The 24,517-nt window shown below is 42.4% G+C and carries 22 protein-coding genes; 6 read left to right on the forward strand and 16 right to left on the reverse strand.

Annotated features, from left to right (window positions below; all coding sequences use genetic code 11):
* Nucleotides 1-3 precede the first annotated feature (3 nt).
* Nucleotides 4-630 (reverse strand): class I SAM-dependent DNA methyltransferase, encoded by a 627-nt coding sequence (locus tag ACJAZP_RS02300; RefSeq protein WP_415229117.1) that lies wholly within the window; start codon nucleotides 628-630, stop codon nucleotides 4-6.
* Nucleotides 631-1,069: 439 nt separating this feature from the next.
* Here ACJAZP_RS02300 and ACJAZP_RS02305 point away from each other — a divergent pair, with 439 nt between their 5' ends.
* A complete protein-coding gene (locus tag ACJAZP_RS02305) occupies nucleotides 1,070-1,807 on the forward strand; it encodes an SDR family oxidoreductase (RefSeq protein ID WP_415229118.1) in 738 nt (245 codons plus the stop codon).
* Between the two features lie 177 nt (nucleotides 1,808-1,984).
* On the opposite strand, the gene ACJAZP_RS02310 is transcribed toward ACJAZP_RS02305, so the two are convergent.
* The 14 genes from ACJAZP_RS02310 to ACJAZP_RS02375 all read right to left on the reverse strand — a co-directional run bounded on the left by ACJAZP_RS02310 (nucleotide 1,985) and on the right by ACJAZP_RS02375 (nucleotide 15,627).
* Nucleotides 1,985-2,836 carry a DUF5718 family protein gene (locus tag ACJAZP_RS02310; RefSeq protein WP_415229119.1) on the reverse strand — a complete coding sequence of 284 codons (852 nt, stop codon included), beginning with the start codon at nucleotides 2,834-2,836 and terminating at the stop codon, nucleotides 1,985-1,987.
* Nucleotides 2,837-2,877: 41 nt separating this feature from the next.
* Complete coding sequence (locus tag ACJAZP_RS02315; RefSeq protein WP_415229120.1) at nucleotides 2,878-4,113, reverse strand: allantoate amidohydrolase; 1,236 nt, start codon at nucleotides 4,111-4,113, stop codon at nucleotides 2,878-2,880.
* Between the two features lie 19 nt (nucleotides 4,114-4,132).
* The gene (locus ACJAZP_RS02320) at nucleotides 4,133-5,365 is read right to left on the reverse strand and encodes a pyridoxal-phosphate-dependent aminotransferase family protein (protein ID WP_415229121.1); all 1,233 of its coding nucleotides are present in this window, start codon (nucleotides 5,363-5,365) and stop codon (nucleotides 4,133-4,135) included.
* Complete coding sequence (locus ACJAZP_RS02325; RefSeq protein WP_415229122.1) at nucleotides 5,352-6,932, reverse strand: gamma-glutamyltransferase family protein; 1,581 nt, start codon at nucleotides 6,930-6,932, stop codon at nucleotides 5,352-5,354. Before ACJAZP_RS02325 ends, ACJAZP_RS02320 begins: the two co-directional genes overlap by 14 nt.
* Nucleotides 6,929-8,125 (reverse strand): amidase, encoded by a 1,197-nt coding sequence (locus tag ACJAZP_RS02330; protein WP_415229123.1) that lies wholly within the window; start codon nucleotides 8,123-8,125, stop codon nucleotides 6,929-6,931. Before ACJAZP_RS02330 ends, ACJAZP_RS02325 begins: the two co-directional genes overlap by 4 nt.
* 12 nt (nucleotides 8,126-8,137) lie before the next feature.
* Nucleotides 8,138-9,145 carry a bile acid:sodium symporter family protein gene (locus tag ACJAZP_RS02335; RefSeq protein WP_415229124.1) on the reverse strand — a complete coding sequence of 336 codons (1,008 nt, stop codon included), beginning with the start codon at nucleotides 9,143-9,145 and terminating at the stop codon, nucleotides 8,138-8,140.
* 43 nt (nucleotides 9,146-9,188) lie between these two features.
* Nucleotides 9,189-10,007: a MurR/RpiR family transcriptional regulator gene (locus ACJAZP_RS02340; RefSeq protein ID WP_415229125.1), complete on the reverse strand. Its 819-nt coding sequence runs from the start codon at nucleotides 10,005-10,007 to the stop codon at nucleotides 9,189-9,191.
* Nucleotides 10,008-10,037: 30 nt separating this feature from the next.
* Nucleotides 10,038-10,766 carry an amino acid ABC transporter ATP-binding protein gene (locus tag ACJAZP_RS02345; RefSeq protein ID WP_415229126.1) on the reverse strand — a complete coding sequence of 243 codons (729 nt, stop codon included), beginning with the start codon at nucleotides 10,764-10,766 and terminating at the stop codon, nucleotides 10,038-10,040.
* Nucleotides 10,753-11,403, reverse strand: coding sequence for an amino acid ABC transporter permease (locus tag ACJAZP_RS02350; RefSeq protein WP_415229127.1), 651 nt, complete (start codon nucleotides 11,401-11,403; stop codon nucleotides 10,753-10,755). The genes ACJAZP_RS02345 and ACJAZP_RS02350 overlap by 14 nt, the downstream gene beginning before the upstream one ends.
* Nucleotides 11,404-11,414: 11 nt before the next feature.
* Nucleotides 11,415-12,083 (reverse strand): amino acid ABC transporter permease, encoded by a 669-nt coding sequence (locus ACJAZP_RS02355; protein WP_415229128.1) that lies wholly within the window; start codon nucleotides 12,081-12,083, stop codon nucleotides 11,415-11,417.
* 26 nt (nucleotides 12,084-12,109) lie between these two features.
* Nucleotides 12,110-12,901, reverse strand: coding sequence for a transporter substrate-binding domain-containing protein (locus ACJAZP_RS02360; protein WP_415229129.1), 792 nt, complete (start codon nucleotides 12,899-12,901; stop codon nucleotides 12,110-12,112).
* Nucleotides 12,902-13,263: 362 nt separating this feature from the next.
* Nucleotides 13,264-14,196: an allantoinase PuuE gene (gene puuE, locus ACJAZP_RS02365; protein ID WP_415229130.1), complete on the reverse strand. Its 933-nt coding sequence runs from the start codon at nucleotides 14,194-14,196 to the stop codon at nucleotides 13,264-13,266.
* Between the two features lie 189 nt (nucleotides 14,197-14,385).
* A complete protein-coding gene (locus ACJAZP_RS02370) occupies nucleotides 14,386-15,039 on the reverse strand; it encodes a TetR/AcrR family transcriptional regulator (RefSeq protein WP_415229131.1) in 654 nt (217 codons plus the stop codon).
* Between the two features lie 84 nt (nucleotides 15,040-15,123).
* On the reverse strand, nucleotides 15,124-15,627 hold the full coding sequence (locus ACJAZP_RS02375; protein ID WP_415229132.1) for a MarR family winged helix-turn-helix transcriptional regulator: 504 nt from the start codon (nucleotides 15,625-15,627) through the stop codon (nucleotides 15,124-15,126).
* A gap of 287 nt (nucleotides 15,628-15,914) precedes the next feature.
* On the opposite strand from ACJAZP_RS02375, the gene ACJAZP_RS02380 reads away from it, so the two are divergent.
* The gene (locus ACJAZP_RS02380) at nucleotides 15,915-16,829 is read left to right on the forward strand and encodes a DMT family transporter (RefSeq protein ID WP_415229133.1); all 915 of its coding nucleotides are present in this window, start codon (nucleotides 15,915-15,917) and stop codon (nucleotides 16,827-16,829) included.
* Between the two features lie 67 nt (nucleotides 16,830-16,896).
* Here ACJAZP_RS02380 and ACJAZP_RS02385 read toward each other — a convergent pair whose 3' ends face one another.
* Nucleotides 16,897-17,964: a BMP family ABC transporter substrate-binding protein gene (locus ACJAZP_RS02385; protein WP_415229134.1), complete on the reverse strand. Its 1,068-nt coding sequence runs from the start codon at nucleotides 17,962-17,964 to the stop codon at nucleotides 16,897-16,899.
* 316 nt (nucleotides 17,965-18,280) lie between these two features.
* Between ACJAZP_RS02385 and xdhA the strand changes: the two genes are divergently transcribed.
* The 4 genes from xdhA (at nucleotide 18,281) to guaD (ending at nucleotide 24,504) form a co-directional block, all read left to right on the forward strand.
* Nucleotides 18,281-19,804, forward strand: a complete 1,524-nt coding sequence (xdhA, locus tag ACJAZP_RS02390) for a xanthine dehydrogenase small subunit (RefSeq protein ID WP_415229135.1) — start codon at nucleotides 18,281-18,283, stop codon at nucleotides 19,802-19,804.
* Nucleotides 19,791-22,145 carry a xanthine dehydrogenase molybdopterin binding subunit gene (gene xdhB, locus ACJAZP_RS02395; RefSeq protein WP_415229136.1) on the forward strand — a complete coding sequence of 785 codons (2,355 nt, stop codon included), beginning with the start codon at nucleotides 19,791-19,793 and terminating at the stop codon, nucleotides 22,143-22,145. The genes xdhA and xdhB overlap by 14 nt, the downstream gene beginning before the upstream one ends.
* Nucleotides 22,142-23,065, forward strand: coding sequence for a xanthine dehydrogenase accessory protein XdhC (xdhC, locus tag ACJAZP_RS02400; protein ID WP_415229291.1), 924 nt, complete (start codon nucleotides 22,142-22,144; stop codon nucleotides 23,063-23,065). The genes xdhB and xdhC overlap by 4 nt, the downstream gene beginning before the upstream one ends.
* Before the next feature lie 107 nt (nucleotides 23,066-23,172).
* A complete protein-coding gene (guaD, locus tag ACJAZP_RS02405) occupies nucleotides 23,173-24,504 on the forward strand; it encodes a guanine deaminase (RefSeq protein ID WP_415229137.1) in 1,332 nt (443 codons plus the stop codon).
* The last annotated feature ends 13 nt before the right edge of the window (nucleotides 24,505-24,517 follow it).

Raw genomic sequence — 24,517 nt, forward strand, 5'->3', positions numbered from 1 at the left:
GGCTTAATCCTTTTGTAAAATAACGTTTAACCACTGCTCATCTTCACGCCCTTCCCGCAAATCAGCCGTTATCCACTGATCTTTAATACGTAAAGGTGAACCTTTAATCAGCATGGCTAAACCGCATTCATTTAAATTGGTAAATACGCGTCCGTTACGAGCCACTTCTCCCTCCCCATATTTAAAAGAGCAGTAAAAAAGACCGTCTGATTTAAGCATCTTAGATAAAGATGAAAATACTACAGGAAGCTCCAGTAACGAAACATGCAATAAAGAAGCACAAGCCCAAATTGCGTCAAACTGTTTTTTACTTTCAAAGGTTTGAAAGAGATCCACAGATACCTTTATGCGCGTTAATTCTGAGGCCAGTAAAGCTAATTTATCGCTCGCGTCAAAGGCTTCAACATAAAAACCAAGATCCAAAAAAGCTTTACTGTCACGCCCCGCGCCGCAACCAGCATCTAAGATTGCTCCACCAGCAGGAATTAACGGCAAAAACTGTTCATAAAGCGTCTGCATATCTACTGTCACTGTCGAATCGTAAAAATCCTGTGCATTGTTCTCATAGTATTGCTGGTTTTTGTTAAGCATCATCAACTCGTTTGTAACAAAAAAGGGATTATTTACCATTGATTTCCATGAGTAAATTATAAAAAAATTTGTGAAAAGAGTGTGTTAAAGCAAACAGTTTCACATTAAATATAAATCAGGGAGGAAAAAATATATTTTAAAATGATGTTATGAATAGTAACACTTTTCGGACTAATTTCTATCGTAACGATCTGATTCTAAAATCATAACCTAATAAATAAACTTTATTATCACTGTCATAACTCTGTAATTACCAGATTATATATATATATAAAATTGAATTTATCATGCTGGAGAATGCCAATCGGTTAGAAACCGACATAGCATACCGAAATTTATGAAGGAGAATAAAAAATTCTGATAAAGTTTTATCGCAATCGGAGCATAATGAGATCAAACATCCTATTCAAATCAACATTGTTTTGAGTAAAAGGCTTTTATTCTTCCTATATTCAAAATAATTTCATACGGAGTTAAAATGAACTTAAATCTTAAAAACAAAAAAGCCCTGGTGATGGGAGCCAGTGCAGGCATAGGCAAAGCGATTGCTGAGTCTTTGATCAATGAAGGAGCGGAGGTCTATATTTGTTCTCGCTCTGAACAAAAACTTCGCGACTGCCAAGAAGAAATCGGTGCCGCCGGATATGAGGTTTGTGACCTTTCTAAACCCCTGGCCTCAAAGGAATTGATCGAAAGAGTGATCGCAAGAATTGGTCAAATAGATATTCTTGTGACCAATACAGGCGGACCTGAAAAGGCCAACTTTCTCGATGTTTCTGACGAGCAGTGGCATTTAGATTTTCAGTCTATCTGGATGAGCCCGGTTGAATCAATAAAGGCCGTTTTACCTCATATGAAAGAGAATAATTACGGAAGAGTCATTATGGTGACTTCAGTGGCTGCAAAAGAACCCATTTCAGGTTTAACAACCTCTAATGGATTAAGAGCAGGTTTGTCTGGTCTTGCAAAATCCATCGCTAATGAATTCTCCGCTTTTGGTATCACCATCAATTTACTCTTACCCGGTTACACTAATACGGATCGACTAAAATCCTTAAAGCTATCAGAAGAACAAATAAAAGCCATGGTTCCGGCGGGTCGATTGGGAGAGCCTTCAGAATTAGCTGACCTTGCAACTTTTCTCGCTTCCGAAAAAGGCTCTTATATTACGGGACAGAGTATTGCTGTAGACGGTGGCGTTTTAAAAGGCCATTAATATAACTGAACAAGCACTTTACTGTTGGGCAGGTTTAATCTATTCCAGCGGCGGATTGCAATGGCCAAAAAGAGTTTTAACAGACGGAGAGCTTGATCATTTATAAATTAAAGAGATGTTATGTTTGATTTTAGGCAGCTAATACACTGCGATTCTATCAGTGCCAACAATATTATTTTAAACAACTTGTTGCTGCAGAAAAATAATTTTATTCTTGGACAATACGTTCAAAGTCCCGGTTTTTTCAAGCTCGCTCGCTAGCGCTTGAAAATCATAAGCTCGGCTGTCATACAATGCGACAACCAATTGATCACCCTGTAAAAGCTGGTGCTGTTCGCCAAAAACACTATAGCGGGTTGCTCCTATCGAGATTAAAATTTGCTCGGGATTACCCGCTTGTGAGAGGAGATCTTGTATATTATGCAGTGCGTTTTTATCCTGCTGTTGCCGGATTTGTTTTACTAACCACTGCAACAACTGTTGATAAAAATAAGTGTATTCTGTTACGGCTGAATCTTGTCCGCATAATTGCCATTGACCATTAGATTGATGAAATCCACACAGTCGAAAATGATCCAGCTCACCGCCCGCCACAAACTTATCAATCAGAATTTCATGTTCAGCAATACCTTTAGTCGCCAGGCCCCAATTTTTTTTCTCGGCTAATTTGCATACGCTGGCATTTCGATAGGTGGCGTCATTCATCACTGTCATCGAAATTGCAGTCAGTTGTATCACCTTCCCCTCTGCGTCATAAACGACTGCGAGTTTGAGCGCTAACTCGGCCTCCATTTGCACCTTCGCACCCAGCTCATTTGGTAAGCGAAGTTCAGTCGTTGAGTACGGCATGCAAGTGAGGTAAGCGTCTTTTGCATGGCTTACAAAAAAGGGAAATAATGCCTGCGGTTTTGCAGCGTCATCAATTGCACTTAACCCCTTTATCTCGCCTGTTTGTTGTAAATGCCCCGCCGAATTCCCGGCAATACCCAGCCCCAACAAAGGCTTTAAGAGTTTATTATCGTCCGCCATAAAGTACTTTTTCTCCGATTCGATTTTAATGCCAAATGATTTTATTTAGTGTATTCGCTAGCCATTTTGTTAATCATGCCTATTAGACAATCCAGCGCAACGCCGACATCATCTTGCAATACTTGCTCTCTTGGATGATGACTTATGCCTTTTTCACAGCGCACAAACAACATACCAATATCGGTAATTTGGGTCATCACCATGGCATCATGACCTGCACCACTTGCAAGGTAGAATGCCGGTGTTCCCGTTTCTGTTGCAACGACTTCAGCCCAGAGTTTTTGTAACTTTGGATCACAAGGTACAGCTTGAGCTTGATATAACTGTTCGCTTTGTACGGTTAAGTTTCGACGTTGAGCAATCTTTTTTAATTGCGCCAATAATTCAACGGTACTTGATTCTAATATATGTTGTTTTAAGCTGCGGATATCCAGCGTAAAGGTCGCTTCTCCGGGGATAACATTAACCGCACCTGGAAGAACATCACACTTTCCAACAGTCGTTACTACATCATGTTGTATTGCATAACTTTCAATGGCTAATATCATTTCAGCCGCGCCACAAAGTGCATCTTGGCGCATATCAATGGGCACTGTTCCCGCATGCCCCGCCATTCCTTTCAGGGTAAATTGATAACGTTTTGCTCCCGCAATACCGGTCACTACGCCAACGGCTAAATCCCGTTCTTCCAATACCGGGCCCTGCTCAATATGCACTTCTAAATAAGCTAAGGTTTCCTGTGCGTTACGTGCATCACTGCCCACCAGATTGGCTTGCAGACCGAAAGATTCTAACGCTTCTGCCATGGTCACATCTTGCTTGTCTTTCACCTTCAACCAATCAGGTTGAAAGCAACCTGCCACACTGCTTGAACCAATCAGTGTGGTATTAAAGCGCGTACCCTCTTCATCGGCAAAAGCGACAACATCAACATGAAACGGTAATTCCACATCTGCTAAGGCATGCAGTGCTTCAATGCCAAGCAATACGCCCAAATTACCATCATATTTACCCGCATTGCTGACGGTATCGCTGTGTGAACCAATAATTAAGGTGGCTAATGTTGGGTTGGCAGAGACTTTACGTCCCCATTGATTACCGACGCTGTCCTGCCAGGTTTCAAGTCCCGCTTGCTGCATCCACGTGCCTAATTGCTGATGTGCTTGCGCATGTTCGAGCGTTAAATAAGCGCGCGTTAGACCTCCCTGCATTGAACTAAAGAGAGCAAGCTGCTCGGATTGTCGCATGATTTTGTTGGCCCCATCTTCCATTTTCATTGCGTCTCCTTTTGTTTATTTAATCAATATAGTGAGCCATTGCAGCTAACACAGCCTGACCTGAATTAATTTTCACTTTATATTTTAATAAAATAGATTCCAACGCCACCAAGGTAGTGAGAACACACTCCTGACGGGCGTTATAACCCATAGTGCCGATACGCCAAACCTTGCCGTGTAATGGTCCAAATGACGTGCCAATTTCAATGCCAAAACGATGCAGCAGTTCATGGCGCACTTTATCTCCATCAATACCCTGCGGAATATAAACACCGACCACATTATTCATTTTATATTGCTGATTCCCAAATAAGCTCAAGCCCATGGCTTTAAGGCCAGATGCCATCGCATCGCCCGCTTGTTTATGACGGGCAATCACATTATCCGCACCTTCTTCCAGAAAAAGGCGCGCACATTCACGTGCTGCGTATAACATGCTGGTTGATTCTGTGTGGTGATTCAAACGCTCAGGGCCCCAATAATCCATGATCATAGAAAGGTCAAAATAGTTAGATTGAATCATCGCATCACAACCTTCAACGTGATGATCGGCACGAATACCTGCTTCAATATGTTTACGGCGATTAATGACTTCTGCACAGCGATCACTTAAGGTAATGGGCGCGCTGCCAGATGGCCCGCCTAAACATTTCTGCAGGCCTGCTGATACGGCATCAAGATGCCATTCATCTATTTTTAACTCGTTACCTGCAATCGATGCGGTTGCATCACAGTAGAATAAGACGCCGTAGCGTTGACAAATTTCGCCTATTTCCGCCAAAGGTTGATTCATCGTCGTAGAGGTATCCCCCTGCACCGTGGCTAACAGTTTTGGTTGAAACGCTTTAATCTCTTTTTCCACTTGCTCCGGCGAGCACACTTCTCCCCATTTCACATCAATGGTTTTCACTTGTGCACCAACACGTTGTGCAATTTCGCAGAGCAAATGGCCGAAACGCCCGATCACCGGGATTAATACTTTATCGCCCGGTTGTAATATCGACACTAATACAGCCTCTATACCCGAACGCGCTGTCCCATTCACCAATAATGTTTGCTGGTTATTGGTCTCAAATACGCCACGATATAAAGATTGCACCTGATTCATGTAACCTGTCATCACCGGATCATACTGACCAATCAGTGAGGCAGAAATAGCTTGATGCACACGCGGATAAGCATTGATTGGACCGGGTCCCATCAATAGACGTTGCGGAGGGTTAAGGGTTTCAAAAAGGTCAGTGCTGTTCATTAAAATCTCCAAGTAAACTGTTGCCATCACTACGGGGATCACTGGTTGCACAAGCTCGACCTTGATAGTCGATGACCACTGCTCCCGCGTGCCCCATTAATTCATTGTTATCTGTAACACAAGTAACCTCATGACCCAGCTTACTTAGCTGCACCGCACTAGCGTCATAAAGGCTTTGTTCTAAACGTAAGTTATTGGTTGTATCTCCCCAAGTGCGGCCCAGTAACCAACGCGGTTTAGCGATAGCATCTTGCAGATTCAACCCTTGATATATATAACGGCTAAACACACAGGCTTGAGTTTGCGGCTGCCCTTCGCCTCCCATGGTGCCATAAACCATACGCCTGCCATCGTGCAGCTTCGCATACGCGGGATTAAGGGTATGAAAAGGTTTTTTCCCCGGTGCTAAAACATTGTGGTGGTTAGCATCAAGGGAGAAACTTTGCCCGCGAATATTCCATAAAACACCGGTACTGGGTGAAACAACTCCGGAGCCAAACTCCCAATAAAGGCTTTGAATAAAGCTCACCATAGTCCCGTATTGATCCGTCGCACCCATCCAAACTGTATCACCCACTTTTGCCTGATGCGGCCATGGTTGCGCTTTTTCTAATGAGATACGAGCAGCACATTCTTTAATGTTTTTTGCGCTCAGTAAGTCTTGTAGAGGCTCCTTTAAATAAGCCTCATCGGTTATCAATCTATCGCGAATAATAAACGCCTGTTTGGTCGCTTCGACCAACAAATGCATGTGCTCAAGCTCATTTCCGGCTTTACTGACCAGTTGATCATAAATAGCGAGGATCAATAATGAGGCAAGGCCTTGGGTTGGTGCCCCGAAGTTATAAAGTTGCCCTTTGGATATATCGACCGTTAATGGATCCATCACCTTTGCCTGATGGGCGTGAAAGTCAGCCAGAGTAATCGGGCTTCCCGCTTGCGCTAAATCTTTAGCTATTTTTTCTGCTATTTCACCACGGTAAAAATCATCTAACCCGGCGTCACCAAGACGCCTTAAGGTCGCAGCCAGCGCCGGATTAACTAAATTTTCACCAACGTTTAATGTCTGAGATTGATTTAAATAAAGATCGGCAAAAGCATCGAGCGCATGTAAACGCTCAAAGGTTTTTTCGCTGGCGTCAACTAAACTTTGGGTCACATCAATGCCTTGCTCCGCCGCATCTATGGCAGGTTGTAACAATTCTCTAAGGCTAAACTGCCCGGCGTTAATTTCTAATGCTTTTTGCCAGCCCGATATTGTGCCTGCCATGGTTATCGCAGACTCGCCACCGCTCTCGGGTAAAGTTGCACCCTTAGCACGATAAGCCTCAACCTCGATTGACTGACTCGCCGCACCACAAGCATCAATGGCAATGGGGGTTTTGCCCGGTTGACTAATTAACCAAAAACTATCTCCGCCAATACTGTTCATGTGCGGATATTGCACCGAGATCATTGCCGCCGCGGCAACCATCGCTTCGCTCGCGGTTCCTCCAGCATCTAATATCGCCTGGCCTGCTTGTGCCGCTTTATAATGCGACGCGCTAAACGCCGATTGGTAGTTCATAGCTGTTCTCCTTGAATTAAGCGCTGCGCTGTTGCAAACAGCTGCCCTTCACTGTTTGGCAAACCTAACAAAGAAATACCGCAGGGCCCTTCTGCTAACCCGGACATGGGTAAGTGCAACTGTGGAAAACCACTCAAACCCGCAATGCTGGTCAGGCCCATTAAATCGGAACGGTACTTGGCTAGTTCATCACCTGCTAATGTTAACTTTGGCGGCCCGGAAGGCGTTGTCGGTATCAGCCATAAACCCGCTTGTTGCTGAAGGAGGATTAACAGCTGTTGCTGAAAATCAGTTTGACGATTTTTGGCCTGAGCATATTGCTCTGCACTTATGCTGCGAGACCACTCCACCCGTTGATAAATAGAGGGATCTAAACGGTGCCCAAATTCCGCTAACCACTGACCATGTTTTTTTATGATTTCATAGCCTTGGATAGTGCGAAATAACAGACTCAGGGCTTCAAGAGTCAGACGATTCTCAGCCAGAAAATCACCATTAAGCAGCGTGATCCCCGCCTCTGTACAGCAATCCTGCAAACGTTTTAAACGCTCGCTACTCAGCTGCGTTGCTAAGGTACTATCAAGATAAATCGTTCGCGCTGATGTCCCCTCGGCCGGAGCTTGATTAAGAGCCGTAAACACCTTTTGCATTAAAATGAGGTCGCGGGTAAAAATACCCGCAGTATCAAAACTTTTTGACAGCTCAAAACAGTGCTCAAGATTAAACCTTGCCAAGGTCGGCCTTAAACCATATAACCCGCAGTAACTCGCAGGCACACGAACCGAACCACCCGTGTCGGTACCGATTGAAAAGTCAGCTTCTTTATTAGCAACAGCAACCGCACTGCCACTGGATGATCCTCCCGGCAGGCAATCTGGCGCGATCGGATTAAGCGGCGTGCCGTAATGGATATTTTGACCATTTAAACTGTAAGCAAGCTCATCGCTTTGTACCCGTCCGACACAACTTGCACCTTGTTTTAATAATCCCAAAATCAACTCTGAGCTGTGCGCTGCAATTTTATGGGTTGCAAGCCAAGTAGGATTACCTGCGCCGGTCAAATAACCTGCGACATCGAACAAATCTTTAAAAACAAACGTATAACCAGATAATGCTCCGGCATTAATGGGGGATAGCATTTGCGGCCCCTGCTGACAATATACGCGCTTATCTCTTGCTGCTAATCCATTCATATCTGACATTCCTTATCGCTGGTTAGTCGCTAACTGTTCATTCTGCTCTTTTTGTTTTACATAACGATTCGCCAACATTGCGCAGTAGAAAATCTGTATAGGATGGTAGAGCATGATCGGTAATAAGATCATACCGAGAGCAGGATCGCCGGCGAAAATCACTTTCGCCATAGGTATACCCGCGGCCAGTGTTTTTTTGCTTCCACAAAATACCGCGGCAACTTCATCGGGCAGATCAAATTTGCAACGACGCGCCCCCCATTGAATCGAATGCACCATGATTAAAAGGATAACCAAACAAATAGCAAATGAGGTCACCAATAATCCCAGTGAAAATTCCTGCCAAATACCATTTGCAACAGAATCACAGAATGCATTGTAAACAATCATTAAAATGACGTATTTATCCACTTTGTTCACTACTGATTTATGTTTTTCAGCTTGAGCAAGCAAAAAAGGTCTCGCTAACTGCCCAACAATCATCGGTAATAAAAGCAATTGAGCAATAGAGGTGACCGATGCCATTAAATCCAGCTCAACCCCTTCGTAGCCCATAAACAGCTGAATTAATAACGGGGTGATAAAAATGCCCAGAATACTGGAAAGCGAAGCGTTAAAAATGGCCGCAGGGACATTACCTTTACCGACGCTGGTCATTGCCACTGAAGATGAAATGGTACTCGGCAACACAAACAGATAACAGAAACCGAACGCCAATGCCGGCGGCATATAAGCAAGAAAGCTTTCACCCAATACAACCCAAATTAAGGGGTAAAACAAGAAGGTAGCCAGTTGAATATAAATATGTAATCGCCAGTTGCTAATCCCCGCTTTGATAGCTTTAGGTGACAAACCTAAGCCGTGCAAAAAGAACACCAGCGCGACTCCCAGGCCAGTCAGCAGATCAAGGTGAACCCAGCCACCCGATCGCCCTACATCAGGCGTCAATATCGCTAAAACAATAGCGAACGCCATACTGATCAGAAACCACTCTTTTTTTAATTTTTTTATTATATTCATATGGTTACACACTTATTAAAATAGGGGTTATTGTTTTTTTAAATTATTCTAATTCATTGATCTGTGAATAATTCATGCTGATTTTTCTGCTTATTTTGACCGCCTCGCTACCGAGCAGGCGATAGGTTTTATTAACCAAATGCGCAATTAAACTCATGGGTACCGCATAACTATCAAGGGGAGCTTGATTATTCATATAACAGATTAAAAAGTGCGACACGCTTTGCGCGTATTTCTGACCTGACTGGTCGGTGATCAGTAAGCAGTCATGGTTAGTTAATTGTTCAATAATATTGGAAAAATTACTTACCCTGCGACGAATACCAATAATAATAATAAAATCATCTGCATCAATAGAGGCCAAATCTTCCCCTATCGTTTGTCCCGGTAAAGGTAATAAGTCAACATTTGGGCGACATTGCATCAACTGCTGGCGAAAATGCAGTGCCAGCGGATAACTGTTACGATAACCGATAATTTTAACGCGTTTGGCTGTGGCTATTTTTTCGATTAACTGTTCCAGATCCATCTCGCTCAGTTGCGCCCATAATTGCTCTAAGGACTGCACTTCCTGACGAAATTCGGAATCCTCAAGTGCAGTAACTGATAAAGGCTCTCCCTTATCTCTGGCTGCGAGCAATTCATTTCTTAAGGACAAATGATCTTCATAACCCAATTTACGAATAAAACGACTGACGCTGGTTTTTGATACCGAGCATGCTTCAGCAATTTCATTGGTTGACAGGATCAGTATTTTTTCCGGATTAATCTGTAGATAATCGGCTAAACGTTGATCGCTTTTTGTCAATTGAGCATAATTTTTAGTAATTCGCTCACTCAACGGGTTGTTCGTTCGTGTCATGAAGTTAGGCCTAATTTAAAATAAATACTGTTATCTGACGACTGAAATAAAGCTTTGTAATTCGGGTGTTTGCGGATTGGAAAAAATTTCATCACTGGGCCCGGTTTCCCACACTTTTCCTTGATTCATAAACACCACACGGTCACCCACATTGCGAGCAAAGTTCATTTCATGGGTGACCAGTATTAACGTCATTCCTTCTGCTTTCAATTTTTCTAAAACCTTTAATACTTCTCCGACCAGCTCAGGATCCAGCGCAGAGGTGATTTCATCACATAACAAGACCTTAGGTGACATAGCCAGCGAGCGAGCGATAGCAACTCGTTGCTGCTGTCCCCCAGATAAATTAGCCGGATAGGCATCAAACTTATCACTTAAACCCACTTTATCAAGTAACTCTTTAGCCAATTGTCGGCATTCTTCCGGTGTTTTCTTTAAGACTAAAGCGGGTGCAAGCATAATATTTTCAGCCACTGTTTTATGCGGAAAAAGATTAAATCCTTGAAACACCATACCAACACTACGGCTTAATAAGCGTAATTTAAATTCATCATTTTCAACGGCCTGGTTATCAACAATAATGGCCCCCTGCTGAAACTCTTCTAATCCATTCATACAGCGCAGTAAAGTACTTTTACCGGAACCACTGCGACCGATAATGGAAATCACTTCTCCTGCTTTAACTTTTAAATTAACTCCCTTTAGTACATGGTTTTCACCATAATATTTATGGATTTGATCAACACTAACGACGTACATAATTTTTATTCTCCAGATAGCGAGCTAAAACAGACAACGGGAAACAGATAACGAAGTACAGCAAAGCAACCAGCGCAAATACTTTAAAGGGTTGAAATGTTGCGTTATTTAGCATGGTGCCCGCTTTAGTTAATTCAACAAAACCGATAATCGATGCCAATGCGGTTCCTTTAACAATCTGCACAGAAAATCCAACGGTAGGTGCTATTGCCATTTTTATAGCTTGAGGAAAAATGACATGACGCATCATTTGCACATGAGTGAGGCCTAATGTTCTGCAAGCTTCCCATTGACCTTTGGGTAAGGCTTCAATGCATGAACGCCAAATATCATGCAAAAAAGCACTGCTGAATAAAGTCAGTGATATAATAGCGGCAGACCAGGCATCAACATCAAGGCCAATTAAAGACAATCCAAAAAAAGTTAAAAACAGTTGCATCAATAATGGAATTCCCTGAAATAACTCCACATAAATTTGCACCAGTTTAGTCAGAAACGGATTTTTAATACTTCTTATAAAGGTCAAAGCCAGTCCTACCAGCCCTCCGCCAATAAAAGCAAAGAGAGAAAGCAGCAAGGTCCAACGCGCTGCAAACAATAAATTTCTTAAAATATCCCAATCTGTAAATTGCATCATTATTTGGTTCCCTACACAGCAGATGATTTAAAGATGAATTTTTTTATCAGCGAGAATAGTTGACGCATTAAAATAGCCAACACGAGGTAAATCAACGCGGTCAACATATAAGATTCAAAACTCAAGAAACTACGCGATTGAACAAAGTTCGCCGCAAAAGTCAGTTCTTCAACTGATATTTGTGATATCACGGCAGAGCCTAACATCACAATAATACATTGACTTACCAGCGCCGGATAAACACGTTGATAGGCGGGTGGCAAAACAACGTGCATGAAAATTTGGCGGTGTGTAAGACCTAAGGTTTTTGCAGCTTCCCATTGGCCTATTGCCGTTGCCTCAATACCTGCGCGAATAATTTCGGCACTGTAAGCACCTAAGTTAAACACCATCGCGATCATTCCGGCCTGCCACGCAGACAACTTGATGCCTAATGCGGGCAACCCGAAAAAGATAAAAAACAATTGAATAATAAAAGGCGTATTTCTCGTCACTTCGATATAAACAGCGCAAACCCAATTTAACCAACGCACTTTACTAATACGCCCTGCCGCACAATATGTTCCGAGTATTAACCCCAAAACGGTAGAAATAACAGTTAATTGTATTGTTGTACCGACACCTGCCACAAACTGTGGCAGGTAAGGAACCAACCCATAAAAATCAAGATTATAGCTCATAGAAAAGTTCCTTTATTGTCAGTAAGTTATACGCTGAGATCTGCAGGGAATGGAGCTTTTAGCCATTTCTGTGAAAATCCTTCAAGTACACCAACTTTTTTAGCTTTAGCAACAAGGCGATTAATTTCTTTAAGTAACACTGCATCACCCTTCATTACGCCAATATAACAAGGTGAATTTTTTAATAAAAATTTTGTTTTAGGGGCTTTTTCTGGAAAGCGAGTCGCAATTTCAGCAATAACTAAGTTACCTGTCGCAATAAGACTCACTTGAGAAGATAAGAAGGCTGATAAAGTAGCATTATTATCTTCATAACGTTGCAGGGTCGTCGTTGATGTGACCAGTTTACTCAGTTCAAGATCTTCCACTGAACCTCTAGTAACACCGACTGTTTTATTCTTAAGATCCGCTGGAGAAGAAACTATTTCATCATCGGTTCCAAAGACACCAAGGAAAAATGGCGCGTAAGCTGAACTAAAATCAATGACGGCTTCCCGCTCCGGATTTTTCCCCAGACTCGATATAACAAGATCTACTTTACGTGTTTGCAGGTAAGGAATGCGGTTGGCGCTGGTGACAGCAACAAGTTCAAGCTTCACATTTAATTCATCAGCTAAATAGGCAGCCATATCAATATCATAACCCTGAGGTTTGAAATCAGTACCCACAGAGCCAAAGGGTGGAAAATCTTGCGGGACAGCGACTCTTAGCACCCCACTTTTTTGGATAGATTCGAGCTGATCAGCTTGCGCTGAATGGATCGTAAACACTAACAATAAAGATGTGAATACACTTGATAATACTTTACATAATTTCATCTGCTATCTCCGTATAACTGCATTAAAAAATAAATCGATTGGAACAACAACAAACATAACTGCAACAATCGCGCCAAAAAAGATATGAAATTTAAACCATTTAAAAACAATTAGTTAAACTTACATTGCAAATATATTAGGAAGACAAAAAACAAAAAATGGTGCAGGAAAGCACTTTGTTGGTGCAAAAAAAGATAACAGCAGAAAAAATTATCGAGATTGAAGGGGAAATCTGATGCAGGAACATTTAATACGGCTTTATAACTTGTGAACGAAAACAGTATTGGCGGCACAAGATCGTAACCTTATCTTGAGCTGCCAATAAACGGCCTGACCTTATGATTGCAGCCGTTGAGCCCTTTCTAACCAGGATAAGGGTGGGTTTTTATCCAATGCTTGGCGATATCTTCGCGTTTGCTTATCCATACACCCTCATGGGATTGTACGTAATCTAAAAACTTTTTCAGCGCCATAAAACGGCTCGGTTTACCGATAATACGACAATGCAAACCAATCGACATCATTTTCGGTTTAGTCGCCCCTTCGGCATAGAGACAATCAAAATGATTTTTTAAATATTGAAAAAATTCCTCCCCGTGACTGAATCCATAGGGTGAATGAAAACGCATATCATTGCTGTCTAATGTATAGGGAATGATCAAATGCCCGCGTGTCTGCTGTTTATTGTGCTGGCATGGTACCTGCGTCCAAAATGGAAGATCATCACCATAATAATCGGAATCATAAAGCAGCTCATCTTGTTCAGCGACAAGCAAACGTGTGTTCGGTGAATCTCGTCCGGTGTACCAACCCAAAGGTTTCCGGCCTGTTAAGTTGGTAATTATCTGTAATGCCTGCTGCATATCCTGGCGTTCTTGCTCGATGGGCGTATTTTGATAGCTAATCCATTTTAAACCATGACAGGCGATTTCGTGACCATCTTCAATGAATGCTTGAGTCACTTCCGGATTGCGCTGCAGTGCCGTTGCCACAGCAAACACTGTGAGCGGTAATTCGCGCTTTTTAAATTCATTCAATACGCGCCACACGCCGGCACGGGATCCATATTCATATAAGGATTCGATACTCATGTGGCGATCAGGGTAGGCCTCAGCACCGGCAATGTCAGAAAGAAAGGTTTCTGAATGTTGATCGCCATGCAATACGCAATGTTCACCCCCTTCTTCGTAATTAAGAACAAATTGCAGCGCTATTTTGGCCTTATTTGGCCAGTCAGCATCAGGTACATTATCTCTGCCGTAACCAATATAATCACGCGGGTTATTTTGATCCATTCTGTATCTCCTCAATTCTGTAGTAATAGGACTGTATTGCTATCAATAGGGATTAATATAAGCGGTAGCTGCCGTTATTTATTATGAGCTGATACAAAGAATCTAAAGCCACTTAGCTAATATTCGGTTTATTAAATTCATTTTAAGACCGGGGATATATGCCAATCGAATCCTAATTTAAAATATTATCTACTTAGGTTGAACGCCACACCCTTTTAAAATCACCTGCGTTAATAATTCGATCCCCTGTTCAAAATCATGCTCATCTAAACGTTCTTTTCCCATTAAGATGCTGATTTGCAGACTATGATCCGCATAGGCTTGGGTTGAAGTCCAAAGCATAAATAACAAATGTTCCGGGTTGATTGGATCCATCCATTTCTTGGCAATCCAGCTACGAAATACTCGACAAGTATCATCAAATTGATCTTTTAATTCCTCTTCAAGTGCCCTTCTCAGGTAGTGTGCGCCATGTAAAATCTCAGCGGCGAAAATACGAGAAGCATTAGGATGATCTTTAGATTGACGCACTTTTTTGACAATGTAATTTCGCAGGGCGTCTCTGGGATGTGAGCATTCCGTCATTTCATTCATATGATTCATCCATATAATCAATAAATGATTGAGCACTCCCTTATAGAGACCTTCTTTGGTTTTAAAATAATAAAGGATATTGGCTTTTGGTAAACCCGCTTCATCGGCAATAGATGAAATGGTCGTTCCACTATAACCACGCTCGGCAAATATATTCTCAGCGACTTGTAGAATTTGCTGCAAATTATCTTTACGTATATTGGCTAACTTACGCCGACTTTTAGTACTTTTTATTACTCTTTTATTCATATATTGGCAATACTCTATAGATTGACAGGCACCGGTAAAAACGTTTATATTTTATTGTGAAGTTAGAGAAATCATAAAATCAGCTCAAAGTTCGTTAACACACTCGGCTTCAAACTGCCCCAACCAAATAGTTAACGTGCCATTTAACATACTTTTATCGGCAGCACTTAATGAGTTAACTAATTCCTTCAGTACCGCTACATGCGCCTCAATCGCTTGATCAATTAAAGCGCGCCCCTGATCCGTTAACGCCACCGTCACACTGCGCCGGTCCTGTGCATTATGGGCGCGTAGGATTAATTTTTTTTCGCTTAATGTATCTAGCCGATGAGTCATTGCCCCCGAGGTTAATAATAAAGCAGAAATTAACTCAGAAGGGGTTAAACAGGAATTATTAGCAGCGCGCCTTAACGTCGCCAAGACATCAAATTCACCCAAGGTTAAAGCAAAATTTTTATGGCATTGGGTTATGCGTGTTTCTAAATGTTTGCTGATACGTAATAAACGTCCGATTAACGCCATCGGGGTTGTATCTAGATGCGGTTTCTCGATATGCCACTGCTTAACCACCAGATCTAATTTATCCAAAATGTTACCCTTAAATTAATATTGATGTTTACGCCTTCCATCCAGCGACTTTACTCAACGGGAATAAGGTAGTGTCTCTTTGCGCTGATTTTTAAGCCAATCCCATTAGGGTAAGCCGAATTGTATCTTGAAGTATCATGGCTACAGATGCAACATATCTTCACGTAAAGATACTTTACATAAAGCTTAAATTAGCGCAGACTATTTACCTTAACGTAAAGATAGTTTCGACGAGTGAAACTTCCTAAAGTATTTATCTTAGCGTAAAGATATACAGAGATACAAAAATGAATATTATATTGGCAATGGTGACTTATTTTTGTTGGGGTACGACCTATGCAGTCACCCAATACAGCCTTGAAGGTTGGCCACCACTATTACTGGGCGCACTCCGCGCTTTACCTGCGGGTTTACTGTTATTGATGATTAAACCCAATTTACCCAAACCTAATGACTGGGCTGTTTTATTGCGTTTAGGTGCCATTAATATTGCGCTATTTTTTACCTTATTATTTGTTATGTCACAAACCCTGCCTTCGGCCATTTCAAGTATGGGAATGATTTACGTTCCTGTTTTTGCGATGTTATTCCATTGGCTTGTTAATAAAAAATTGCCCACTAAAGTACAAACCCTCTCCGGAATATTATTAATTATCTTAGCCTGGAATTTATTTGATCCACAGCAGATACAATTAAGCAGTCTCGGTTTACTGGCATTAGCTGCTGCGATTGGTTGTGTTGTGGTTGGCAGCAACATCACCAAATCGTTAAGTAATAATATTCACTGGTGGACGGTTTTATCCTGGCAGTTAATTTTAGGGGGAGCGCTGTTAGCGCTGGCAGCAAGTCTGCAAGCCATTGTTTCACCTGCACAATATATTAATGTGTGGCAAAATATTAACAGCTTAAACGGATTAGGATTACTGTGGTTAATTCTGCCGAATACGGTTTTAGCTTATACCTTATATGTATGGTTATTAAGCCGCATGAGTGTGGTTGAATTTACTTTTACAGGTATTAGCAATCCGATAGCGGGAATTTTAATGGGGTTATTTTTATTGAATGAGTCTTTTGATTTTCATCAATATTCGCTGATGGGGGCAATGATTTTAACCTCCTTGCTGTCCCCTTTATTCACTCACTATCTGAATAAGAAAAAGATAAAAGAAGATGCGAATCCCGTTCTTTTTCTGAGCAAATAGGTGCGTAAAAAAAAGAATATTTAGTCGTCACACTAAATATTCTCATTGTGATGATAACTCCATGCTTCTATTTTAAGTTACCGTCCACACCCTGCACATAATAACTCATACCGAGCAAGTCTTTGTCCTGCATCACCTCACCTTCTGCTAGGATTAATTTACCTGATTGATCCTTTATCGGCCCTGTAAATGGGTGGAACGTTTTGGCAGCAATCTGTTTTGACAGTGCGTTCACTTTATTCACTACATCTTCAGGTACCGCCTTATTGAAAGGCGCAATTTCGGTCATACCTGAACCAATGCCTTCCCATACATCGTCAGCCTTCCAAGTACCATCCAACACTGCTTGAACTTTTTTAACATAAAAACCATTCCAATTGTGAACCGCGGCGGTTAAATGGGCTTTTGGCCCAAAGGCGCTCATATCCGAGTGATAACCAACCGCATATATTCCGGCATCTTCAGCTGCTTGCACTGCTGCTGGCGAGTCGGTATGAAAGGTAATGATATCGGCTTTTTGATCTATCAGGCTGTTTGCCGCTTCGCGCTCTTTTGCCGGATCAAACCAGGTATTTACCCATACGACTTTAACCACTGCATCCGGTTTTACAGAACGCAGACCTAGCGTAAAGGCATTTATACCGCGTACAACTTCTGGAATTGGAAAAGCACCTATGTAACCTACTATATTGGTTTTAGTCATATACCCGGCAACGACTCCGGTTAGATATCGCGCTTCATAAATACGGTCAAAATAAGTGCCCACATTGGCCGCTTGTTTATAACCTGTCGCATGTTCAAATTTTACATTGGGGAATCTTTTAGCGACCTTCAGGGTTGGATTCATATAACCAAATGAAGTAGTAAATATCAGTTCGTGACCACTTTGTGCCAATTGCGTAATGACGCGTTCAGCATCAGGGCCTTCGGCGACGTTCTCTATAAAAGTAGTTTTAATTTTGTCGCCAAACACTTTCTCTAAATTAAGTCTGGCTTGATCATGGGTATAGGTCCAGCCGGCTTCACCCGTTGAGCTGACATAAACAAATCCAATCTTTAAAGGTTCTTTTGCAAAGCAAAAGGCCGAAATGCTTAAGCTAAGCATTAGGCACAATATTTTAAACGTATTTTTCATAGTTTTTCTCCAATGTATTAATGTTGATTTTTTAGCTTTATACACCCTGTATAAAGCTAAAAATAAGAAATGGATGATTCGATAATTGGTTCGATGACACCCTTAAAAATACTTACATTCATTATTAAGTTATTAAAAATCGCTTAATAGCGCCCAGCACAACGATCATTTTGAACACCAGATTAATTTTGGTACAGACTATGCAATGCAATAAACTGACCAACTGGTTAGTTATTTGTAAATATTTTCAACCACCAGCAAAACACAACGTTAACAGCCTGCGAATAAAGGGCCGGAAAAGTTAAGAGAGGTTTATGTGATTCAGTTTTTAGTTAACGACGAAATGATTGAACTGACATCATTCGTACCAAGTTTGACCATTTTGGACTGGTTGCGCACCAACATAGGGCAAATTGGTAGCAAAGAGGGGTGCGCTTCTGGAGATTGTGGTGCTTGTACCGTCGTGGTGGGTGATTTGGTTAATGGTCAATGGCATTACAAAAGCATTAATAGCTGCTTAATGCTAGTGGGCAATTTACACGGTAAACATCTGATAACAGTTGAAGCCTTAACGGTCAGCAGAAAACCGGCTATAGAAAATTTGCATCCGGTACAAAGAGCGATGGTTGAATGCCATGGATCTCAATGCGGATTTTGTACTCCGGGTTTTATCATGAGTTTGTTTGCTTTATATATGAATCATTCTGCTTATCCGGGCAAAGAAGTCGTTATTCAAGCGTTAGGGGGTAACTTATGCCGTTGTACCGGTTATCAGCCTATTTTAAAAGCGGCTGAAAAATGTTTCAGTTATGACAATAACGCGCAGCAAAATATTGCCCATAAAGACAATCGTTTCAGCCGCCAAGTGATGGCCTTAACCATGACGCTGAAAAAAGCACTGGCTTTAAATGAGATTCCATTCATTGAAAGTGCTGAACAATATTTTTATTTACCACAAAATTTAGATCAACTTTATCACCTTAAAGCCACACATCCGCAGGCAAAATTTGTCGCAGGAGCAACGGATTTAGCCGTCGAGTTTAATCAGCAATTGAAATTGAGTAAGCAGTTAATTTCGGTACGTTATTGCCCTGAGCTAATGCAATTTAGTCAAAACGATGATGGCATGCATATTGGTGCCGCACTGCCTTATAGTGAATTTATTGAACCGTTTTGCCAGATTTACCCCGAAGCCAGTGAACTATTGGAACGCTTAGGCTCGCTGCAAATTAGAAATGCCGGCTCGCTTGGTGGCAGCATAGGTAATGCTTCACCGATCGGGGATCCTGCCCCCTTGCTGATTGCGCTAGATGCCAAGATTGAGCTACACAGCATTCGCGGCCAACGGGTTATGGCATTAGAAGATTTTTTTATCGATTACCGTCAAACGCAATTAGCAGACGATGAAGTGATCGTTGCAATCCATCTCCCCAAACGCAATGCCACACTTAAATTAAGCTGTCACAAAATATCTAAACGCATGGAAGATGATATCTCCGCCATTTGTTTAGTATTGAGTTATCAGCTTAATGATCAAAAAATGCAGCAAGTGAAATGTGTGATGGGGGGAATGGCAGCAATCCCGGCAGCAGCGAAACACGTAGCAGCTGCATTAAATGGCAAAACCCTCAGTTTGAAAAATTTACAACTGGCAGCACAACAAATTGAACTCGATTTTAAGCCTTTATCTGATGTCAGAGCATCTTCTGCCTATCGCCTGCAAGTCAGTAAAAATTTATTTGACCGTATTTGGTTTCAAGCATCGGGTCAAATTCAACTCGCGAAAGATGACGATTCCAGCAACGTCATTCACACAAGGATAAATCATGCGGCACTTTGAAACCGATAAACTCGGCAACCCGGCAAGCGATGCGATTGGCCGATCATTTATCCATGAAAGCGCCATTAAGCAAGTAACGGGTAAAGCTGTTTATATTGACGATCGGCCTGAAGAGATAAACAGTCTGCATGCATACCCGGTATTATCGACCATCAGCAGCGGTACAATTATCTCGATTGATACCTCGGAAGCGCTCAAGATAAGCGGTGTTATCGCTATTTACGGTGCCCAGGATATTCCCGGTAAAAATGATGTCAGCCCGGTTTTTTCGGGTGATATATTATTAACCGATGACCTTATTCAATACCATAGTCAGCCAATTTTATTAGTGGTTGCAGACAGTTATCAAACAGCACGTATTGCCGCGCGACGTGTGAAAATTGAATATCAAAGCACCCCACCGATACTTGATATTAAACAGGCAATCGAAAATGAAAGCTGGGTACGTCCCCCGCATGCATTACATAAAGGCGACCCACAGCAAGCGATTCAGCAGGCAAAGCATCAAATAAGCGGTGAAATGTACATAGGCGGCCAAGAACACTTTTATTTAGAAGGACAGGTCAGCATCGCATCACCGACTGAAGATGGTGGTATGTTTGTTCACTGCTCAACACAAAACCCGACCGAAATTCAGCATTTAGTGGCTAAAGTGCTTAACCAGTCCTTTCATTTTGTGACCGTTGAAATGCGCCGTATGGGCGGTGCTTTTGGCGGCAAAGAAACACAAGCAGCACCTTGGGCTTGCCTTGCAGCACTTGCCGCTTATTACACGGGCAGAAGCGTTAAAATTCGGCTGGCACGCAGTGACGATTTTAAAATTACCGGTAAACGCCATCCCTTTTACAATACCTATCGGGTCGGTTTTGATGACAATGGTCTGATAAAGGGCACCGATATCAACGTAAATGGGGATTGCGGTTATTCTGCTGATTTATCTGATGCGATCGTCGACCGAGCACTGTTTCACGCCGACAATGCGTACTATTATCCAGCCGCTTATATTAACGGTAATCGCTGTAAAACAAATACCGTCAGCCATACCGCATTTCGAGGATTTGGCGGACCGCAGGGGACTCTCATAGCCGAACGGATCATCGATGATATCGCCTATTATTTGGGTAAAGATCCGCTGCAAATTCGTAAACTTAATTTATATCAGCCCGGCCGGGACATTACCCCCTATAAGCAAAAAGTTGAACAGTTTATATTGCAGGATATGATCACTCAGGTCGAGCAAGAGGCTGATTATTGGGCGCGTAAAGCTGCCATTAAAGCGTTTAATCAACACTCCCCTCTTATTAAAAAAGGCTTGTCATTAACCCCCGTTAAATTTGGTATTTCATTTACCGTTCAACATTTAAACCAGGCGGGTGCACTGCTGGTTATCTATTCCGACGGCACTGTACACGTAAATCACGGCGGCACCGAAATGGGCCAGGGTTTAAATACCAAAATTGCACAAATCGTTGCACAAGCCCTCGCGATAGATATGGAACACATTTTAGTCAATGCCACCCGTACCGATAAAGTACCCAACACGTCGCCCACTGCGGCATCTAGTGGGACAGATTTAAATGGCATGGCGGCCTTAAATGCTGCAAATATCATTAAGCAAAGGCTGCTCGATTTTGTTTGTGAGCACTTTCTTGTTGCTCCCGATTCCATTGAATGGATTGATAACCAAGTTGTTCATGCCAAAGGTCAAATTAGTTTTACAGAACTTATCAATCTCGCTTATCAAAACCGAATTTCATTATCAGCCACGGGTTTCTATGCCACCCCAAAAATATATTACGACCGAGAAAAAGCTGAAGGTCATCCTTTTTTTTACTATGCCCATGGGGTGGCTTTAAGTGAAGTGGAAATAGATATATTAACGGGTGAAAACACCGTTACCCGGGTCGATATTTTACATGATGTGGGTAACTCAATTAACCCCGCCTTGGATATTGGCCAAATCGAAGGTGGCTTTATTCAAGGCATGGGTTGGTTAACAACTGAAGATTTACGTTGGCATGACAGTGGCGAACTGGCGAGTGCCAGCCCTGCTACCTATAAGATCCCGGCGATAGGAGATACACCTGCACAGTTCAATGTAAAACTCTATGATTCACAAAATCCAGCGGCGACAGTGTTTAAATCAAAAGCGGTAGGCGAACCCCCTTTAATGCTCAGCATTAGTGTGTGGTGTGCAATACGAGATGCGATCGCCAGTATCACCGAGTATCAATTTGCGCCAAGTTTAAATACCCCGGCGACACCTGAAGCTATTTTAGCAGCAGTACAACAAGCGCAGCAGTGGCAGAAAAATCAGCCAGCCGACAAAGAGAAGGGATAGTTATGCTTAACGTATCTTGCCAAGGTTTACACGGCCATAGCTGGTTACAAGCCGCAACGGAGCTCGAGGCAAGCGGTGAAACTTATGTATTGGTGACTGTGTTAGGGACTTCCGGTTCAACACCTCGTGGCAGCGGCACAAAAATGGTGGTCAGCCAAAACAATATTTACGCCACCATAGGCGGTGGCCATTTAGAATTTAAAGTCATTGAACAAGCGCGCTGCTTAATAGAGCAGGGTAAAGCTTGCCAGGCAATTGAAAATTTTCAACTGGGTGCAAGCCTGGGGCAATGTTGCGGTGGCAATGCGGTTGTCATGTTGGAGGTGTTTAGCTGTGATAATTTACCATTAGATATCTATGGAGCCGGTCATGTCGCGCAGGCGCTTATTCCGATGCTGGCTCAATTACCTATTAAAATCCGCTGGATTGACAGTCGCGCGGATATTTTCCCTGCACAACTGCCCGCTAATGTTCAGCAAATTATCGATCACGAGCCCGTAGCACAAGTCTCAAGCGCAGCGGCAAACAGTGCCTTTTTAATTTTAACCCACAACCATCAATTAGACTTTGAATTATGCCAGGCCATTATCAAACGTGATGATGCACTGTGGTTGGGCGTGATAGGCTCCAACACTAAAAATAAAAAATTCCAGCATAGATTGGCCCATCGAGGATTCTCTCCCGCACAGATCCAAAAAATGATCTGCCCCGTTGGATTAAGCCAAGTGACGGGTAAATTACCAATGGAAGTGGCCGTTTCTATTGCCGGGCAATTAATTGAGCTATACCAAGGCACACAGGCCCATAAGCAACAACAACAACAGCAAAAACGACAAGGATTACAGTGGCAAACCCTTAAAAACACTTTAACCCGTTTAACTGAGTCAGAATTTGAACACAGCAAAAAATCATATGATTAAGATTTTATATACTCCCCTGATCTCTTACCGTTGCAGCGCTATTAGTCACTTTATCTCTAGCGACGAGCCGAACGCCCCATACTTTCCATTCATAAAGGTAACAAAATATGACAGTTACAAAGTCAGAAATTTTATTAGTTTTAGGCGACATTTTAGATTGTGTTGGCGATCCCAATGAACTCGACCAACAGGCACATCGTTATTTTTCACCGGGCGCGCTGCTGATTCAACAAGGGAAAGTGGTAAAGGCCGGTTTTGCTGAAGAAATAAAAGCGCAATATGCGTCACTGTTAGCGCAACCAGACAGCCAGATTAAAGATTTTACCGGTCAGTTGATTATTCCCGGCTTAATCGATACCCACATCCATTTTCCGCAAACGGAAATGATTGCAGCTCATGGCGAGCAATTATTAACCTGGTTGAATAAATATGCTTTTCCTGCGGAACAAAAATTCGCTGATCTGACCTACGCCAAGGAGATTGCAGATATATTTATCAATGAGTTATTACGCAATGGCACCACCACAGCATTAGTTTTTGGTACCGTGCACCCGCAATCTGTCGATGCTTTTTTCAGTCAGGCACAAAAGCGCAATTTACGTATGATAGCGGGTAAAGTGATGATGGATAGGAACTGCCCGACAGAGCTTGCCGATACGGCGGAAAGCGGATATCAACAGAGTAAGAAATTGATCGAAAAATGGCACGGTGTTGACCGTTTAAGCTACGCCGTAACACCCAGATTTGCCCCGACCTCAACGCCGGAGCAACTCAACAACTGCGGTAAATTACTGAAAGAATACCCGGGTTTATATCTACATACTCACTTGTCGGAAAATATTGACGAATGCAGCTTAGTTAAAAATTTGTTTGAGCAACATTCAGATTATCTTGCGGTATATGAGTCTGCGGATCTGGTGCAAAAACGCGCCGTTTTTGCGCATGGCATTCATCTCTCCGAGAGAGAGTTAACAAGTTTAGCCAAACATCAGGCCGCTATTTCCCATTGTCCTACTTCAAACTTATTTCTTGGCTCCGGCTTGTTTAATTTAAAAGCTTGCGAGCAACATGGTGTTACCGTTGCTATGGGAACAGATGTGGGTGCAGGCACCAGTTTTTCACTGTTTCAAACCTTTAATGAAGCCTATAAAGTGCAGCAATTACAAGGTAATAAAATGTCGGCCTTTAAAGGTTTTTATCTGGCCACGTTGGCAGGTGCTAAAGCACTGGATTTAGAGGGAACAATAGGTAATTTCATGCCCGGCTGTGAAGCTGATTTTTTGGTCTTAGATAATGCGCCCACACCATTCTTGGGTTTTCGATTAAAGCAGTGTTCAAGTTTAGAAGAGAGATTATTTAGCCTGATGATGCTCGGCGATGACCGGATTATTAGTGAAACTTATATCATGGGCGAATGCGCCTACCAAAAAGGAGAGTGAAGACAATCGGCAG

The sequence above is a fragment of the Psychromonas sp. genome (assembly GCF_047632955.1).
In the GTDB taxonomy this organism is placed as follows: Bacteria; Pseudomonadota; Gammaproteobacteria; order Enterobacterales; family Psychromonadaceae; genus Psychromonas.

Bases quoted from the DNA above. Each gene is read 5' to 3' on its own strand.
- ACJAZP_RS02300 (WP_415229117.1), bottom strand. From the start codon at position 630: ATGGTAAATAATCCCTTTTTTGTTACAAACGAGTTGATGATGCTTAAC.
- ACJAZP_RS02305 (WP_415229118.1), top strand. From the start codon at position 1,070: ATGAACTTAAATCTTAAAAACAAAAAAGCCCTGGTGATGGGAGCCAGT.
- ACJAZP_RS02310 (WP_415229119.1), bottom strand. From the start codon at position 2,836: ATGGCGGACGATAATAAACTCTTAAAGCCTTTGTTGGGGCTGGGTATT.
- ACJAZP_RS02315 (WP_415229120.1), bottom strand. From the start codon at position 4,113: ATGAAAATGGAAGATGGGGCCAACAAAATCATGCGACAATCCGAGCAG.
- ACJAZP_RS02320 (WP_415229121.1), bottom strand. From the start codon at position 5,365: ATGAACAGCACTGACCTTTTTGAAACCCTTAACCCTCCGCAACGTCTA.
- ACJAZP_RS02325 (WP_415229122.1), bottom strand. From the start codon at position 6,932: ATGAACTACCAATCGGCGTTTAGCGCGTCGCATTATAAAGCGGCACAA.
- ACJAZP_RS02330 (WP_415229123.1), bottom strand. From the start codon at position 8,125: ATGAATGGATTAGCAGCAAGAGATAAGCGCGTATATTGTCAGCAGGGG.
- ACJAZP_RS02335 (WP_415229124.1), bottom strand. From the start codon at position 9,145: ATGAATATAATAAAAAAATTAAAAAAAGAGTGGTTTCTGATCAGTATG.
- ACJAZP_RS02340 (WP_415229125.1), bottom strand. From the start codon at position 10,007: ATGACACGAACGAACAACCCGTTGAGTGAGCGAATTACTAAAAATTAT.
- ACJAZP_RS02345 (WP_415229126.1), bottom strand. From the start codon at position 10,766: ATGTACGTCGTTAGTGTTGATCAAATCCATAAATATTATGGTGAAAAC.
- ACJAZP_RS02350 (WP_415229127.1), bottom strand. From the start codon at position 11,403: ATGATGCAATTTACAGATTGGGATATTTTAAGAAATTTATTGTTTGCA.
- ACJAZP_RS02355 (WP_415229128.1), bottom strand. From the start codon at position 12,083: ATGAGCTATAATCTTGATTTTTATGGGTTGGTTCCTTACCTGCCACAG.
- ACJAZP_RS02360 (WP_415229129.1), bottom strand. From the start codon at position 12,901: ATGAAATTATGTAAAGTATTATCAAGTGTATTCACATCTTTATTGTTA.
- puuE (WP_415229130.1), bottom strand. From the start codon at position 14,196: ATGGATCAAAATAACCCGCGTGATTATATTGGTTACGGCAGAGATAAT.
- ACJAZP_RS02370 (WP_415229131.1), bottom strand. From the start codon at position 15,039: ATGAATAAAAGAGTAATAAAAAGTACTAAAAGTCGGCGTAAGTTAGCC.
- ACJAZP_RS02380 (WP_415229133.1), top strand. From the start codon at position 15,915: ATGAATATTATATTGGCAATGGTGACTTATTTTTGTTGGGGTACGACC.
- ACJAZP_RS02385 (WP_415229134.1), bottom strand. From the start codon at position 17,964: ATGAAAAATACGTTTAAAATATTGTGCCTAATGCTTAGCTTAAGCATT.
- xdhB (WP_415229136.1), top strand. From the start codon at position 19,791: ATGCGGCACTTTGAAACCGATAAACTCGGCAACCCGGCAAGCGATGCG.
- guaD (WP_415229137.1), top strand. From the start codon at position 23,173: ATGACAGTTACAAAGTCAGAAATTTTATTAGTTTTAGGCGACATTTTA.